Consider the following 14,257-nt stretch of genomic DNA (forward strand, 5'->3'; position numbering starts at 1 on the left):
TCTCCGTGTGAGGTGGAAGATGTCCGAGTTCCTGGCGTCCGTGCTCGCCAAGGCGGCGTTCATGGCCCTCGAAGCCCTCGTCCTGCGCCTCGTCCAGGCGCTCATCACGTCCGGCCTGCGCCCCGCCACCGCTCCGGCGATGTGACGGCCCCGTCGCGGCGGATCGCGATCATCGCCGCGTCGTCGCCCAGCCGCCCGCCCACATAGGCGAGCAGGTCGCCGCAGACCCGCGCGAGCAGCGCCCGCGGCTCCGTCTCCGCCCAGGACGCCACCCGCGCCGCCAGCGGGTAGAACTCGCCCGCGGAGTCGCGCGCCTCGACCACGCCGTCGGTGTAGAGCAGCAGGAGGTCGCCCTCCTCGAAGGGGAAGGTGCTGACGCTGAACCCCTGCCGGCCCAGGCCGCCGAGCCCCAGGGGCGGCGCGGGCCTGTCGCTGTCCAGCGACATGACCCGCCCGTCCTGGCGTAGCAGCATCGGCGGCGGATGGCCGCAGCTCACCGCGGTCACCACCGGCTTGTCGTCCGGGATGTCCACGATCACGGCCGTCACGAAGGTCTCGGCGCTGTCCGGCTCCGGCCCCGCCTCGCCCAGGCTGACCCGGGCGCTGTCCTCCAGGTCGGCCACGATCTCCCGCAGCTCCGGCCGCCGCCTCGCCACCTCGCGGAACGCGCCGAGCAGCACCGCCGCGTCGGAGATGGCCGCGAGGCCCTTGCCGCGGGCGTCGCCGACGATCAGCCGGGTGCCCGACGCGGTGCGCACCGCCCCGTAGATGTCGCCGCCGATCTGGGCCTCGGCCTCGGCGGCCAGGTAGGCCGAGGCGATCCTGAGCGGGCCCACGCGCTCGGGCAGCGGCCGCAGCAGGGCCCGCTGCACCGTCTCCGCCACTGACCTGACCTGCACCAGCCGGCGCCGCTCGCGCTCCCTCACCAGGCAGAACACGACGACGAACACCGTGACCACCGCCATGCCGCCCAGTTCGGCCTGCACGGTCTGCGTGCCGAGCCGCCCGTTGTGGGCCCCGATGAGGACCTCCACGACGATCGCGAGCAGGCCGATGCCGCCGGTGACCCAGGGCCCGGCGAAGGCCGCGGTGATCGCGGGGGCCGCCACCAGCAGCGGCCCGAGGTGGATGTACGTGGGGGTCAGGAGGTCGGCGAGCATGATCAGCAGGATCAGGCCCAGGGGGATGAGCAGGAGCGCCTGTCCGAGCTGCCGCAGGCTCTCTGCCCCCACATCCGGGTAACCCCTCCGAAACCTCACCCTTCCTGTCTTACCCGGACGGCCTGCGGAGGAAGGAGACCCCTGGCCTGTTCTTGACCAAGCCTTTCCCCTGCCGCCCGTCTCGCTCTTGACCAAGGTTTTCCCGCTCCTTCCGTGACGGTACGTCATGGTGTGAGCGCGGAAGGCGACCGTACGCCTAAGCTCCTGATCGTGGTGCGTCTGGCGGCATTCCTCAAGCGGCTCGCGGTCGGCCGCGCCCTGCGCAGCGAGGAACTGCACGAGCGGCTGCTGCCCAAACGGCTCGCGCTGCCGATCTTCGCGTCCGACCCGCTGTCGTCCGTCGCGTACGCCACCCAGGAGATCTTCCTGGTGCTCACCCTCGCCGGGCTCGCCTACCTGAGCCTGGCCACCTGGGTGGCCGTCGCCGTGGTCGTGCTGCTGGCCGTCGTCGTGGTCTCGTACCGGCAGGTCGTCACCGCCTACCCGGCGGGCGGCGGCTCGTACACGGTGGCGTCGGAGAACTTCGGGCCGAACACCGGCCTCGTGGTCGCGGCGGCGCTGCTCGTCGACTACGTGATGACGGTGGCCGTGTCGATCGCCTCCGGCGTCGACAACGTGATCTCGGCCTTCCCCGCCCTGCACGAGCACCGCGTCGGGCTCGCCGTGGGGTTCGTCGTGCTGCTCGCGGTCGTGAACCTGCGCGGCGTCAGGGAGTCGGGACGCGTCTTCGCCGTGCCCACCTACCTGTTCATCGGGGCGGTGCTCGTCATGTGCGCGGTCGGGCTGGTGCGCTGGGCGGCGGGCGACCCGCCGGTGGCCGAGTCCGCCGCCGCGTCCGTCACCCCGGCCCCCGGGTACGCCCAGCTCTCAGGAGCCGCGCTCGCGCTGCTCCTGCTGAGGGCGTTCTCCAGCGGATGCACCGCGCTGACCGGCGTGGAGGCCATCTCGAACGGCGTCCCCGCCTTCCGCCCGCCCAAGGCGCGCAACGCGGCGGCGACGCTGGCCCTCATGGGCGTGGCCGCGATCGCCATGTTCGGCGGCGTCACCGCCCTGGCGCTGATCTCGGGCGTGCACATCACGTCCGACCCGTGCCTGCTGGGCGGCGGCGGCCCCGGCTGCGCGGTCCGCCCCGAGCGCACCGTCATCGCCCAGCTCGCCGCCGCCGTGTTCGGCGGCCCCGCCTCCGTCGGCTTCTTCGCCGTCCAGGCGGTGACCGCGCTCGTGCTGATCCTCGCGGCCAACACCGCCTTCAACGGGTTCCCGCTGCTCGCGTCGCTGCTCGCGCGGCACCGCTACCTGCCGCTGCAGCTCCACACCAGGGGCGACCGGCTGGCCTTCTCCAACGGCATCATCGCGCTGGCCATGATCGCGGTGGTGCTGCTGTGGGCGTTCCAGGCGTCGGTCACCGGCCTGATCCACCTGTACATCCTGGGCGTGTTCACCTCGTTCACCCTGTCGCAGGCGGGCATGGTGCGGCACTGGAACCGCACCCTGGCCGCAGAGCCCGACCCGGCGCTGCGCCGGCGGCACCGCGTGGCCCGCGCGGTCAACGCCGTCGGCGCCGCGGCCACCGGCCTCGTCCTCGTCATCGTGCTGGTCACCAAGTTCGCCGAGGGCGCGTACCTGGCGGTCGCGGCGGGGCTCCTGCTGTGGCTGACGATGCGCGGCATCCGCCGCCACTACGACGCGGTCGCGGCCGAGCTGGCCGTCACCGACGCGGCCACGCAGTCCGCCGCCCCGGGACGGCTGTTCACGATCGTGCTGGTGGCCAGGATCGACGCCCCCACGCTGCGGGCCATCGGCTACGCCCGCGCGTTCAGGCCGGGCCACGTCGAGGCCGTCACGGTGGCCATCGACAGGGACGAGAGCAGGGCGCTGGCCGCGGAGTGGGACGCGCGCGGCATCGGCGTGCCGCTGAAGGTGCTCGACTCGCCCTACCGGGAGGTCGCCCGCCCGCTGACCACGTACGTGAGCTCCATCCCGCGCCGGAGCCCCCGCGACGTCGTCACCGTGGTGATCCCCGAGTACATCGTCGGACGCTGGTGGGAGAACCTGCTGCACAACAAGACGTCCCTGTGGCTGAGGAGCCGGCTCACCCTCATCACGGGCGTCGTGGTCGTCAGCGTGCCGTGGCAGCTCGCCTCGTCGCACGTCCTGACGCTGCGGCCGGTGGGCCGGGCGCCGGGAGCGGTGCGGCGGGGCGAGCCCGACCCGCGCTACGCCGCCGACGGCGACGACGCCGCGCTGCCGTGAGCGACGCTCAGGGCAGCACCGACCGCACCGCCTCCTCGGTGCGCCCGACCACCGCCGACCCGTCGTCGGCCGTGATGATCGGGCGCTGGATGAGGACCGGGTGCGCGGCGAGCGCCGCGATCCACCGGTCGCGCGCCGCCGCCTCGCGCGGCCAGGACGCCAGGCCCAGCTCGGCGGCGACGGCCTCGCCGGTCCTCGTGACGTCCCACGGTTCGAGCCCGAGCCTGGCCAGGACGTCGCGCAGCTCGTCCGGCGTCGGAGGGTCCTCCAGATAGCGGCGCACCGTGTAGCGCGCCTCCTCCGCGTCGAGGACGGACAGCGCCGCCCTGCACTTGGAACAGGCGGGGTTGATCCAGATCTCCATGCTCGGTGCTCCCTGCGCGTGCCTCGGCCCCGGCGCGACCCCACCCTCAGGCGGGGCCGCCCCACGTCTGTCAGGCCGAACGGTACGCGATCCGCCCGCCCAGCATGGTGAGCCAGGCGTCCACGCCCGCGAGCGCCTCGACCGGCAGGCTCTCCACGTCGGCGTCCAGCACCGTCACGTCGGCCAGCTTGCCCGGCGTCAGCGAGCCGACGCGGTCCTCCATGCGCAGCGCGTGCGCGGCGTCGACGGTGTGCGCCCGCAGCGCCTCCTCCAGCGTGATCGCCTGCTCGGCGCCGATCAGGCCGCCCTCCCTGCGCCGAAGCGCAGCCGGTCGTCGCCGAACGGCCCGGCCAGGCCGATCGACGTCAGCTCGTCCAGCATGTGCGACAGCGGCATGACGACGGTGCGCACCGGCAGCGTGCCCGAGTCCCAGGCCGACCGGTACACCAGCAGCTCGCGCCGCGACACCTGCGGGTCGCACACCGTGGTCACCCCGGCCCGCAGGTAGGTGTCCCCGGCCATCGCCAGCCACGACCGCAGCTGCTCCAGCGGCAGGGTCCACGTGGAAGTTCGGGCCTCTGGCAGCCGATGTCCACGGCCACCGGCAGCAGCAGCTCCATCGCGGAGTCCAGCACCGAGGAGCAGGGCCACGGCCTGCGGCGGGAACATCTCCGCGAGGATCGCCGCCATCGGCCCGTACGTGCCGGACGTGGCCAGCCGCATCAGGCAGATCAGGAACGTGTTGTGCGAGCCGAGCACGGCGAACTGCGGCACCGCCGGCAGCGCGGTGGCGGCGAGAAACCAGACGGTGACCTTGCGGCTGCCGAACCTGCCGCCCATCCAGGCGATGCCGAGCGTCGCGACCAGCTCCACGAACGCGGCCACGCTCAGGCCGTTGAGTATGAGCTGCTCCGACTCGCCCACCGACCCGCCGGTCGCGTACGACAGCAGGAACGTCGTCAGGATGTATTGACGTGCTCCCCGACCTGAACTGAAGACAGGGGATTCAGCCCGTGCCATGTCATGCGGCACCTCTGCGGCTTCCTGCTTCCTCGCGCTGTGCCGGGGCAGGCCCCGGTCTTACCCGCGCTCCACAGGCGTTCAGCCTGTCCGCCCGTCCGGCGGCCAGGATGTTCTTCGCCGCGTTCACGTCCCGGTCGTGGACCACGCCACACGGGCAGGTCCACTCCCGGACGTTCAACGGCATCGACGCGGCGACGGTCCCGCATGCGGAGCACAACTTCGAACTCGGAAACCACCGGTCGATCCTGGCGAAGTGGCGGCCATACCGGGCTGCCTTGTACTCCAGCACGGCCACGAACCGCGACCAGCCCGCATCCTGCACGGACTTCGCCAACCGTGTACGCAGGAGGCCGGACACGGCAAGGCTCTCCACGTACACCGCTTGGCTATCGCGGATGATCTGTGTGGAGAGCTTGTGCGCCCAGTCACGGCGCGCGTCGGTCACCCTGGCATGTGCCTTGGCGACCCTGGCCCGTGCTTTGGCCCGGTTCGCACCGCCCTTGGCTTTGCGGCTGAGATCCCGCTGTGCCTTGCGCAGGCGTCGCTCGGCCCGGCGCAGGAAACGCGGATTGTCCACCTTCCGGCCGTCGGAGGTGACGGCGAAATGAGACAGACCCAAGTCGATCCCCACCTCACCGGCCGACTCCGGCAACGGGACGTCGGCGGTCTCGACGACGAACGAGGCGAAATACCTGTCGGCCGCGTCCTTGACCACCGTCACGCTGGACGGTTCGGCGGGCAGGTCCCGCGACCAGCGAACCGGCACGTCCCCGATCTTCGGCAGGCGCAACTTCCCACCCATGGTGACGGAGAAGCGGGCGTTCTTGGTGAAGCGGATCGCCTGCCGGTTGTCCCTCTTGGACCGGAAGCGAGGCGGGGCGACCTTCGGCCCCTTCCGCTTCCCCGTCAAGGACGCGAAGAAGTTCCGGTAGGCGGTGTTCAGATCGGCGAGCGCCTGCTGTAACACCACGGCGGACACCTCGCCCAGCCAGGAACGCCCAGGGGTCTTCTTCGCCCGCGTGATCACCTGCTTGGACAGGTCTCCGCCGGAGATGTGCGGCAGCCCGGCCGCGTGAGCGTCCCGCCTGATGCGCAGCCCGTCGTTGAACACCACCCGCGCGCACCCGAACGCCCGAGCCAGCGCTCGACGCTGACCAGCGGTCGGGTAGAGGCGGACGTTGTACCTGAGCTGCACACCCTGACCATAACGTCGGTTGAGGGCCGAACACCGGGACATCGCCGAAGCGGCCGAAGACGACGCCGCCGAGCGGCCTGGCGAAGAGGCCGACCGCTTCCGGCCGCCCGCTGACCGACCCAGGGCACCGGCTCCAGCTCTGGCTCGCCGTCTCACTCGGCGACCTCGTGCCATCGGGCCGCGTCGAGCCAGGCCCCGAAGCGTCAGGCCCCGAAGCGTCAGGACCCGAAGCGTCAGGACCCGAAGTGCCAGGCCCCGAAGCGCCAGGGCCCGAAGTGCCAGGGCCTGACGGGCCGGGGCCTGACGGACGGGGTCAGGCGAGCCCGAGGCCGGGCAGCAGGGCGTAGCAGGCCAGGTGGAGGGCCAGGCGCTGGTCGGGGCGGTCCAGGTCCACGCCGCGCGCCCTGATGCGTTCCACCCGGCCCAGCACGGTGTTGCGGTGGACGCCGAGCCTGAGCGCCGTCTGGCTGGTGGAGTTCGCGCAGTCGAGCAGCGCCGCGAGCGTCGCCACCAGCACCGGGCCGTCCGGGGCCGACAGCAGGTCGGCCAGCACGACGCGGGCGGAGCGCACCAGCCTCGGCTCCGCGAGCGACGCCAGCATCACCGTGTAGCCGAGCTCGTCGAACGAGCGCACCGCGCCGTGCCCCTCGCGCACCGTCACGCCGGCCGCGAGCACGGCCTGCGACAGCGACTCGCGCAGCCCCTCAGGCCCCGGCGCGGCACGGCCGACGCCGCCGCTGAGCGGCACCGGCGAGCGCATCCGGCCGAGCGCCCGCCGCAGCGCCGGAACCACCTGCCCCACCTCGACGTCGTCGCCCGTCCACCAGCTCGCCCAGCCCGCCTCCCACGGCACCAGGGGCAGGTCGGGGACGACCTCCTGCCAGGCCGAGACGACGCCGGGCGCGGCGGCGGCGCCGTCGAGCGCGGGGTCGGTGCGCAGGAACACCGCCACGTGCCGGCCGCCGAGCCGCCACCCGAGGGTGCTCTCCGGCACCCCGCCCGCCTGCCCGGCGCCGCCCGGGGCCGCTGAGGCCGCGGGGTCGCCCGGCTCGCCCACCCGGCCCGGCTGACCACACGGGCCCGCGGCGGCGAGGACGGCGGCCAGCGCCGCCCGGCCGCGCTCGGCGTCGCGCACCGCGTCCACCCGCTCCCTGGCCACCGACGCGGCGAGCGGCGCGCGGGCCAGCCGCAGGATGAGCCGCACCGTCTCCGCCCACGTCGGCGACGGCCGCCCCGCCACCGACGCCACCAGCTCCGCCCAGTGGCGCCCGTCCGGGCCTGCGACGTCGACGCGTACGAGTTGCTGCGCCCCCCGGTCGGTGAGCGCGTGCCCCGCCAGGACGTGGCCGTCCGGGGCGAGCAGCGCGACCGTCACCCCCGGCACCTCCGCGTTGATCACGCCCACGATGCCACGGACGCCGCTGCGCTCGGTGAACAGCTCCGCGCACCGGGCCGCCAGCCGGGCGCGGGCGGCGTCCGGGCTGGCGATGGCCGCCGCCAGCTCCAGCGCGCAGGCCGCCGGGTCGTCCGCGACGATGAACACCGGTAGCCGCATGCGCCTGCCCAGCTGCGCCGTGGCCTGGGTCAGGCCGGGGACGGCGGGCGTGACCAGGCAGGCGGCGCTGCGCTCCCAGGCCAGGCGGAGCGCCGACTCGACCGCCCACGCCCCGTGGGCGAGCCCGGCCGCCAGCACCACCGCCGTGCCGGGCCCGCAGCGGCGCACCTGGTCCAGCTCGGAGACGAGCGTGACCCTCGACACCGGGCGGGCCAGGTTCTCGCCGACCAGCATCTCCGCGTGCGCGAGCGGGCCGTACCTGACGAGCTCGTCGACCGTGAGCTGCTCGGCGAGGTGGCGGGCGCGCTTCACCGGCCCCCCTCACGCGGGTGGCGCAGCGGGAACCCGAACGCGCCCGGCCCGCCGAGCGCCAGCCCCGCCGCGCCGTGCCACACCGGCGCGGCCGGCACGCACAGGACGTCCACCTGGTCGCCGGCCGACAGCCGCTCAGGGCCGGTCATCCGCATCGTGCCGCGGTCGAGTAGGCACAGCAGGTCGGGGACCGCGGCGGTCAGCGCGCCGTCGGCGAGGGCGAGCACCAGCTCGTTGTGCGCCTCCAGCCGGATGAGCCTGCCGCTGTCGTGGTCGTTGACGACCAGCCCGAGGGGGTTGCCAGGGTAGACGGTGCCCGCCTGCCTGACGGACGGGCCGATCTCGACGATGCGCCCGCCGCCCAGCACCGACGCGCCGGTGGCCGCGACCAGCTCCCGCAGCAGCCGCTCGTGCGGCGCCGTGCCCCGGCCCTCCCCGGGCGTCGGGGCCGACGGTTCGCGGCGGGCTCCCTCCGCGGCGTGCCCGCACAGCACGCGGCCGACCTCCAGCACCCTGCTCATCGAGCCGTGGATGGCGGCGTCGCCCAGCTCCCCGGCCCGCGTCGGGTACAGCCCGCACAGCAGCCAGCCGCCCGCCGCCTGCGCCATCGACCTGGCCAGCCGCTCGGCGCGCACCGAGCCGGTGTCGAGCAGCACCGAGTCGTGCCCGGCGCTGACGACCGCGAGCGGGCACAGCGGCAGCCCGGCCAGCTCGTACGTGGTCTGGTGGATCAGCGGGAAGACCCGCCCCATGCCGTCGCAGTCGATCAGCGGCAGCCCGAGCACGGCCGCCGCGGCCACCGGCAGCAGGGCGTTGACGCTGGCCGCGTTGAGCGGCATCACCGCGCCGAGCGGCCCGCCGACCCGTCCGGCCAGGTCGCGCGCCAGCACCTCGGCCTCCTCGCCCGACGGCGGCAGCTCCGCCATGGCGATGGTCGAGCCCATCGCGCCGACCGCCGCGCACGGCGTGGCCGGGTCGAGCTCGGCGGCGGCGACCAGGCGGACCGGGCCGGTGTGGGCGAGGAGGTCCTCCAGCCACAGGCCCGCGAACTCGATGCCCTCGCCGGCGGCGCTCGTCGAGTAGAACTCGGCCCCGGCGAGCAGCGCGGGGACGTCCTCCACGGCGATGCGCCGCTCGCCCGGGCGCGCGGGGCCGCTCACGCCGGCTCTCCCGACGGCTGGACGTCCTCGGCGCGGCCGCCGGCCCGTACCAGCAGCCGGTACGAGCCGCTGCGCAGGAACGACAGCGGAACCGCCCGCGAGGCCACCACGCGCTCGCTGCCCAGCCGCGCCCCGCTCTCGGCCACCAGGGTGAGCGCCCGCTGCTCGACGGCCGCCTGCGCGCGGGCGAGGACCTCGGAGGTCTCGGCGTACAGGATGGTGTCGAGCCAGGCGCTCGGCTCGGTGCAGGCGGCGCCGATCGCGGCCAGCTCCGCCGCCGGCTCCACCAGCACGGACGCCGACGGCAGCCGGGCCGCCACCGCCCGCGCCAGCTCCCTCGCCGCGCCCCGCCCGGCGGCCCGGTCCGGCTCCTCCGGGCCCTGGACGGCCACGGCGACGACCGCCGTGTGCTGGTCGTGCTCCGCCAGCAGGGCGAAGACGGCCGCGGCCGCCTGTCCGGCGCCGGAGATCGGGGTCAGCGACGCCTGCGGCACCGCCATGCGCACCCCGCCGGGCCCCGGCAGGTCGGTCGCGACGTGGGGGAGACCGTCGCGGACGTGCCCCACCGCGATGCCGTCGGCCCCGGCCAGCCCGACGACGGCGTCGGCGACGCCCGCGAGCCGCGCGGCCCCCGTGAGCGCCGCCGCCCCGGTGGCCGACAGCCCGAGCACCGGCAGCATGCGCAGCCGCTCGGCCGAGATGCGGCCGCCGTCGCCCGCGACGAACCACGCCGAGGCCCCGAGCCGCGCGGCGACGCGCGCGCACCGCTCGACGACGCGGCCGGCGGTGCCGAGCAGCGCCGCGTTGATGACGGTGGCCGCCTCGCGGTCGAGCAGGCCGAGCCCGCCCACCTGGTGCGAGAGGGAGACCCTGAGCTGCGGGAAGGCGTCGCGGATGAGCACGGCGGCGGCGAGCTCGTGGCCGGGGCAGCCGAGGGCGCCGGTGGCGGTGACGGCGAGCGCCGTCGTGCCGTCGGCGTGCGCGGCGTCGGCGTGCTCCAGCAGCCTTCGGACGTCGAGGGCGGCGAGTTCCACGCCGAAGACGTCGTGCCCGCCGATCACGGCGGCCTGCCGCCTGAGCAGCGCCCGCAGCAGGGGCGAGGGGTGGCCGCTGCCGAGCCCGCGTACGGGCAGCCGCGGCATCACGCGGACGGCCGCGACGGGCGCGCCGGCCCGCGCCGGGTCGAGCTCGTCGGAGACGTCCCAGGTGACGGAGCGCACGGGGACGTCGCGGGCGAGGCCGCGCAGCATGCGGACGAGGGCGCGGTCGTCGTGGGAGGGGCAGGCCGCGTGGCGGATCTCCGCGCCGGTGACGAGGGCGGCGCGCGCCTGCCCGGCGGCCAGCCGGACTCCGATGCGCGCGCCTTCCACCTAGCTCCTTCGGGCCCGGAGCACCCGGTCGAAGCTCACGGCTCCGAGGATCAGCGCCCCCTGTACGACCTGCTGGTAGATGGTATCCCAGCCCAGCAGGTTGAAGCCGTTGCCGATCAGCGTGATGAGCAGCACGCCGACCAGGCCGCGCCAGATGGCGCCCTCGCCGCCGAGCACGCTGGTGCCGCCCACGACGGCTGCCGCGATCGCCGTCAGCTCCATGCCGGTGGCCATGCTCGCCTGGGCGGAGCCGCCGCGCGCGGCCAGGACGAGCCCGGCCAGCGCCGCGCACACGCCGCTGATGGCGAAGACGGCGACCCGGACCGAGCCGACCCTGATGCCGGACAGGCGGGCGGCCTCCTCGTTGCCGCCGACGGCGTACACGCGGCGGCCGAACGTCGTCCTGGACAGCAGCACCCAGCAGACCGCGGCGACCGCGAGGAACAGCAGGGAGGACGCGGTGACGCCGCCGAGCACGGTGGGCCAGCTCAGCGCCTGGAACGCCTGGAGGCGGTCCTCCGGCGGGTAGACGATGGCCCCGGCGGTGAGGATGACGGCCAGGCCCCGGTACATGATGCTGAGCGCGAGCGTCGCGATGAACGAGTGGACCTTCACCGTCACCACGATCAGGCCGTTGACGGCCCCGAGCAGCGCGCCGACGGCCACCGCCGCGACGACGCCGGCCGGCACCCCGGCGTGCGTGGTGACGACGACCGCCACGATGGCCGACACGGCCAGGACGGCGGTGATGGACAGGTCGAACGCGCCCGAGATGATGACGACGGTCGCGGCGCAGGCCAGCAGCCCGACCACCGCGGCCTGGTCGAGCAGGTTGACCAGGTTGCCGGTGGTGAGGAAGGTCCCCGTCGTCAGCGACAGGGCGACCACGATCGCCGCCACGCTGAGCACGATCCCGAAGTCGTGCAGCCTGGTGAACCTGCGCGCCGCGGCCCTGCCGCCGGCCTGCCCGGCCGTCTGCGGCACGGACTCCGTGTCGGGGCCGGTCTCGGGGCCGGTGTCAGCGGTGGTCGTCATGGGCGCTCCTCTGCGCTGGTCGCGATGCCCGGGGCCGCGGTGTCCGGGGTCACGGTGTCCGGGGTCGGGGTGTCCGGGATGGTGGTGTCTTGGGGGTGGGGGGCGGGCGGGCCGCCGGGGGCGGGGCCGTCGTCGGGTGGCGCGTCGTCCGCGAAGGCCAGGGCGAGGACGCGCTCGCGGGTCGCCTCGCCGCGCGCGAACTCGGCGACCATCCGGCCGTGCCGCATGACGAGCACGCGGTGCGACAGCCCCAGCACCTCCTCCACCTCGGACGACACCACGAGCACCCCCATGCCGTCGGCGGCCAGGTCGACGAGGAGGCGGTGGATCTGGCTCTTGGCGGCGACGTCCACGCCCCTGGTGGGCTCGTCGACCAGCAGCACCCGGGGGCGGTCCATGAGCCACTTGCCGAACAGCACCTTCTGCTGGTTGCCGCCGGACAGCGTCCAGACCGGGCCGCCCAGGTCGGAGCCGCGCACGTCGAGGTCGCGCAGCATCGCACCGGCCGCCTCGCCCTCGGCGCGGGACCTGACGAACCCGGCGAGCTGCCGCCCGCCGAGGCCGGCCAGGGCGACGTTCTCCCGCACGGACCGGCCGAGCAAGAGCCCCTGGTCCTTGCGCGACTCGGGCACCATCGCCAGGCCCGCCCGCATCGCGCGTGACGGCGAGCCGGGCGGCACCTCCTCGCCCTCGACCTCGACCGTGCCGCCGTCGCGCGGGTCGGCGCCGAACAGCGCCCGCAGCGTCTCGGACCGGCCGCTGCCGACCAGCCCGGCGACGCCCACGATCTCGCCCGCGCGGACGTCGAGCGACACCCCGCGCACGGCGTCGCCGCGCCGCAGGTCGCGGGCGCGCAGCAGCACGGGAGCGGTGGCGGGCACGGGCACGGGCTCGGGGTAGAGCAGGTCGAGCGGCCGGCCCACCATGTGCCGTACGAGGCTGCCGGGCGTCTGCTCGGACGCGGGCCCGGTCATGACGTGCCGGCCGTCGCGCAGCACGGTGACGTCGTCGCAGATCGACAGCACCTCCTCCAGGAAGTGCGAGATGAGCACCACGGCCGCGCCGGCCGCCGCGAGGTCGCGCACGACGGCGAGCAGGCGGTCCGTCTCGGTCTTGGTCAGCAGCGCGGTGGGCTCGTCCATGCCGATGACCGACGCGCCGGACGCCAGCGCCCGCAGGATCTCCACCTGCTGCCTGGCCGCCAGCGGCAGCTCCCCGACGAGCGCGGACGGGTCGATGTCGAACCCGGTGCGCTCCACCAGCCGGTCGAAGGCGGCGGCGTCGCCCCGCCGCGACCGCCAGCCGAACCGGTGGCGCCACCTGCCGAGGTAGACGTTGTCGAGCACGGTCATGGCGGGCACCAGGGCGAGTTCCTGCGAGATGAGCGCGAACCCGTGGCGCAGCGCGTCCCTGGGGGAGCCGACCGGGATCGGCCTGCCGTCGAGCAGGATCCTGCCGGTGTCGGGCGCGACCGCCCCGCACACGGCCTTGAGCAGCGTCGACTTGCCGGCGCCGTTCTCGCCGAGCAGGCCGTGGACGCGGCCCCCGTGCAGGGTGAAGGACACGTCGCGCAGCACGGGCACGCCGCCGTAGGCCTTGCCGAAGCCTTCCAGGTCGATCCTGACGGGCTGGGACATCGGTTCGACCTCCTTTCGAGCGTTGTCGGGCGGTTCGCTGCTACTCGTCGTACTCGCCCTGGACGCCGGCGAGGGCGTCCTTCGTGCCCTTGCCGCCGCCGGGTGCGAGCGAGGTCTCGCTGTTGGTCTCCGACACATTCTGGCCGCGCGCCTTCGCCAGGCCGAGTTCGGCGGCCTTGGCCCCTGCCGTCCTCTCCGGCAGGCAGTACGTGGCGAACCAGCGGCCCTCCTGCACCGCCCGCACCGCCTGGCGGGAGCCGCCGTTGCCGACCAGCAGCACGTCCTTGCCCTTGAGCACGCTCTCGGCGCCCGCGACGGCCTGGGACGAGCCGATGACGACGTCCACGCCCGGCTGGGACTGCAGGACGTCCTGCATGGCCTTGCGGCCGCTCTCCTTGGTGTAGCCGCCCTCGACGCGGGCGGCCAGCTTCACACCGGGCTCGGCGGTCAGCGCCTTGACGGCGGCCTCGGTGCGGGCGTTGTCGAGCGGCAGCGACTTGAACCCCTCGAGGTAGGCGACCTCGCACGGGTCGAGCTTCCTGCTGCGGCAGGCGGCCACGCCCAGCTCGCCGAGCACACGGCCGTTGTCCGTGGGCACGTCGATCAGCGTGATCACCCCCGGCACCTGCGACTCGGCCGTGTCGTAGCGGGTGCCGACCGGGGTGAACTCGGCGACGACCGTGATGCCGGCCGCGACGGCCTGCTTGACCGCGGGCACCACGGCCGCGCCGTCGTTGGCCTGGACGACGAACACGTCGAAGCGCTTGGACGTCACGGCGTCCTGGATCTGCTGGACCTGCGTCTGGGCGTCGAAGTTGGGGTCGAAGAACTCGGCCTCGGCGTCGTGCGCCTTGGCGTACTCCTCGATGCCCGCCCAGGTGGCGGAGGCGAACGCGTTGGCGCGGGCGAAGCCGAAGAAGGCGATGCGCTTGTGCCCGCCCGCCGTCGCGGACGTCCCCGCGGCCGGGCTCCCCGCGGCGGTGCCGGTGGCGGGCGCGACGCACGCCGTGGTCAGGCCGAGCAGTCCGGCGAGGACGCCGGCGGCGAGTCCGGTTGTCGTGGTCTTCATGGGTGCTCCTCCGAGCGGTTCGTACGGTGGCCGGCGCCGCCCCCCACGACGTGGCAGCAACTGT

Annotated in this window: 13 protein-coding genes; 2 read left to right on the top strand and 11 right to left on the bottom strand. The window is 74.7% G+C overall.

Features of this window, described 5'->3' with window-relative positions; translation table 11 throughout:
- Positions 1-19 precede the first annotated feature (19 nt).
- A complete protein-coding gene (locus tag BMX74_RS46050; RefSeq protein ID WP_256257484.1) occupies positions 20-145 on the top strand; it encodes a hypothetical protein in 126 nt (41 codons plus the stop codon).
- On the opposite strand, the gene BMX74_RS36360 is transcribed toward BMX74_RS46050, so the two are convergent.
- A complete protein-coding gene (locus BMX74_RS36360; protein ID WP_218154163.1) occupies positions 105-1,232 on the bottom strand; it encodes a PP2C family protein-serine/threonine phosphatase in 1,128 nt (375 codons plus the stop codon). The genes BMX74_RS46050 and BMX74_RS36360 overlap by 41 nt on opposite strands.
- 198 nt (positions 1,233-1,430) lie before the next feature.
- Between BMX74_RS36360 and BMX74_RS36365 the strand changes: the two genes are divergently transcribed.
- Entirely contained in the window at positions 1,431-3,473 is a 2,043-nt protein-coding gene (locus BMX74_RS36365) for an APC family permease (RefSeq protein ID WP_091105126.1), read from the top strand.
- A gap of 7 nt (positions 3,474-3,480) precedes the next feature.
- Here BMX74_RS36365 and BMX74_RS36370 read toward each other — a convergent pair whose 3' ends face one another.
- From BMX74_RS36370 to BMX74_RS36415, 10 genes are all read right to left on the bottom strand, one after another.
- Positions 3,481-3,837 carry an arsenate reductase family protein gene (locus BMX74_RS36370; protein ID WP_055502384.1) on the bottom strand — a complete coding sequence of 119 codons (357 nt, stop codon included), beginning with the start codon at positions 3,835-3,837 and terminating at the stop codon, positions 3,481-3,483.
- Between the two features lie 70 nt (positions 3,838-3,907).
- Positions 3,908-4,138: an amidohydrolase family protein gene (locus BMX74_RS46055; protein WP_256257497.1), complete on the bottom strand. Its 231-nt coding sequence runs from the start codon at positions 4,136-4,138 to the stop codon at positions 3,908-3,910.
- Positions 4,135-4,857: an MFS transporter gene (locus BMX74_RS46060; protein WP_256257488.1), complete on the bottom strand. Its 723-nt coding sequence runs from the start codon at positions 4,855-4,857 to the stop codon at positions 4,135-4,137. The genes BMX74_RS46055 and BMX74_RS46060 overlap by 4 nt, the downstream gene beginning before the upstream one ends.
- 1 nt (position 4,858) lies before the next feature.
- A complete protein-coding gene (locus tag BMX74_RS36385) occupies positions 4,859-6,055 on the bottom strand; it encodes an RNA-guided endonuclease InsQ/TnpB family protein (RefSeq protein ID WP_143078896.1) in 1,197 nt (398 codons plus the stop codon).
- Between the two features lie 313 nt (positions 6,056-6,368).
- Positions 6,369-7,922: a PucR family transcriptional regulator gene (locus BMX74_RS36390; RefSeq protein WP_218154164.1), complete on the bottom strand. Its 1,554-nt coding sequence runs from the start codon at positions 7,920-7,922 to the stop codon at positions 6,369-6,371.
- Positions 7,919-9,082, bottom strand: coding sequence for a DUF917 domain-containing protein (locus BMX74_RS36395; RefSeq protein WP_055502380.1), 1,164 nt, complete (start codon positions 9,080-9,082; stop codon positions 7,919-7,921). The genes BMX74_RS36390 and BMX74_RS36395 overlap by 4 nt, the downstream gene beginning before the upstream one ends.
- Positions 9,079-10,452 carry a hydantoinase/oxoprolinase family protein gene (locus tag BMX74_RS36400; RefSeq protein WP_055502379.1) on the bottom strand — a complete coding sequence of 458 codons (1,374 nt, stop codon included), beginning with the start codon at positions 10,450-10,452 and terminating at the stop codon, positions 9,079-9,081. Before BMX74_RS36400 ends, BMX74_RS36395 begins: the two co-directional genes overlap by 4 nt.
- Positions 10,453-11,487 (bottom strand): ABC transporter permease, encoded by a 1,035-nt coding sequence (locus tag BMX74_RS36405; RefSeq protein WP_091105043.1) that lies wholly within the window; start codon positions 11,485-11,487, stop codon positions 10,453-10,455.
- Positions 11,484-13,124 carry a sugar ABC transporter ATP-binding protein gene (locus BMX74_RS36410; RefSeq protein WP_091105044.1) on the bottom strand — a complete coding sequence of 547 codons (1,641 nt, stop codon included), beginning with the start codon at positions 13,122-13,124 and terminating at the stop codon, positions 11,484-11,486. The genes BMX74_RS36405 and BMX74_RS36410 overlap by 4 nt, the downstream gene beginning before the upstream one ends.
- A gap of 40 nt (positions 13,125-13,164) precedes the next feature.
- Positions 13,165-14,193 carry a sugar ABC transporter substrate-binding protein gene (locus BMX74_RS36415; protein ID WP_082534759.1) on the bottom strand — a complete coding sequence of 343 codons (1,029 nt, stop codon included), beginning with the start codon at positions 14,191-14,193 and terminating at the stop codon, positions 13,165-13,167.
- Between the last annotated feature and the right edge of the window lie 64 nt (positions 14,194-14,257).

Source organism: Nonomuraea pusilla (assembly GCF_900109355.1).
In the GTDB taxonomy this organism is placed as follows: Bacteria; Actinomycetota; Actinomycetes; order Streptosporangiales; family Streptosporangiaceae; genus Nonomuraea; species Nonomuraea pusilla.

Bases quoted from the DNA above. Each gene is read 5' to 3' on its own strand.
- BMX74_RS46050 (WP_256257484.1), top strand. From the start codon at position 20: ATGTCCGAGTTCCTGGCGTCCGTGCTCGCCAAGGCGGCGTTCATGGCC.
- BMX74_RS36370 (WP_055502384.1), bottom strand. From the start codon at position 3,837: ATGGAGATCTGGATCAACCCCGCCTGTTCCAAGTGCAGGGCGGCGCTG.
- BMX74_RS46060 (WP_256257488.1), bottom strand. From the start codon at position 4,857: ATGGCACGGGCTGAATCCCCTGTCTTCAGTTCAGGTCGGGGAGCACGT.
- BMX74_RS36405 (WP_091105043.1), bottom strand. From the start codon at position 11,487: ATGACGACCACCGCTGACACCGGCCCCGAGACCGGCCCCGACACGGAG.
- BMX74_RS36410 (WP_091105044.1), bottom strand. From the start codon at position 13,124: ATGTCCCAGCCCGTCAGGATCGACCTGGAAGGCTTCGGCAAGGCCTAC.
- BMX74_RS36415 (WP_082534759.1), bottom strand. From the start codon at position 14,193: ATGAAGACCACGACAACCGGACTCGCCGCCGGCGTCCTCGCCGGACTG.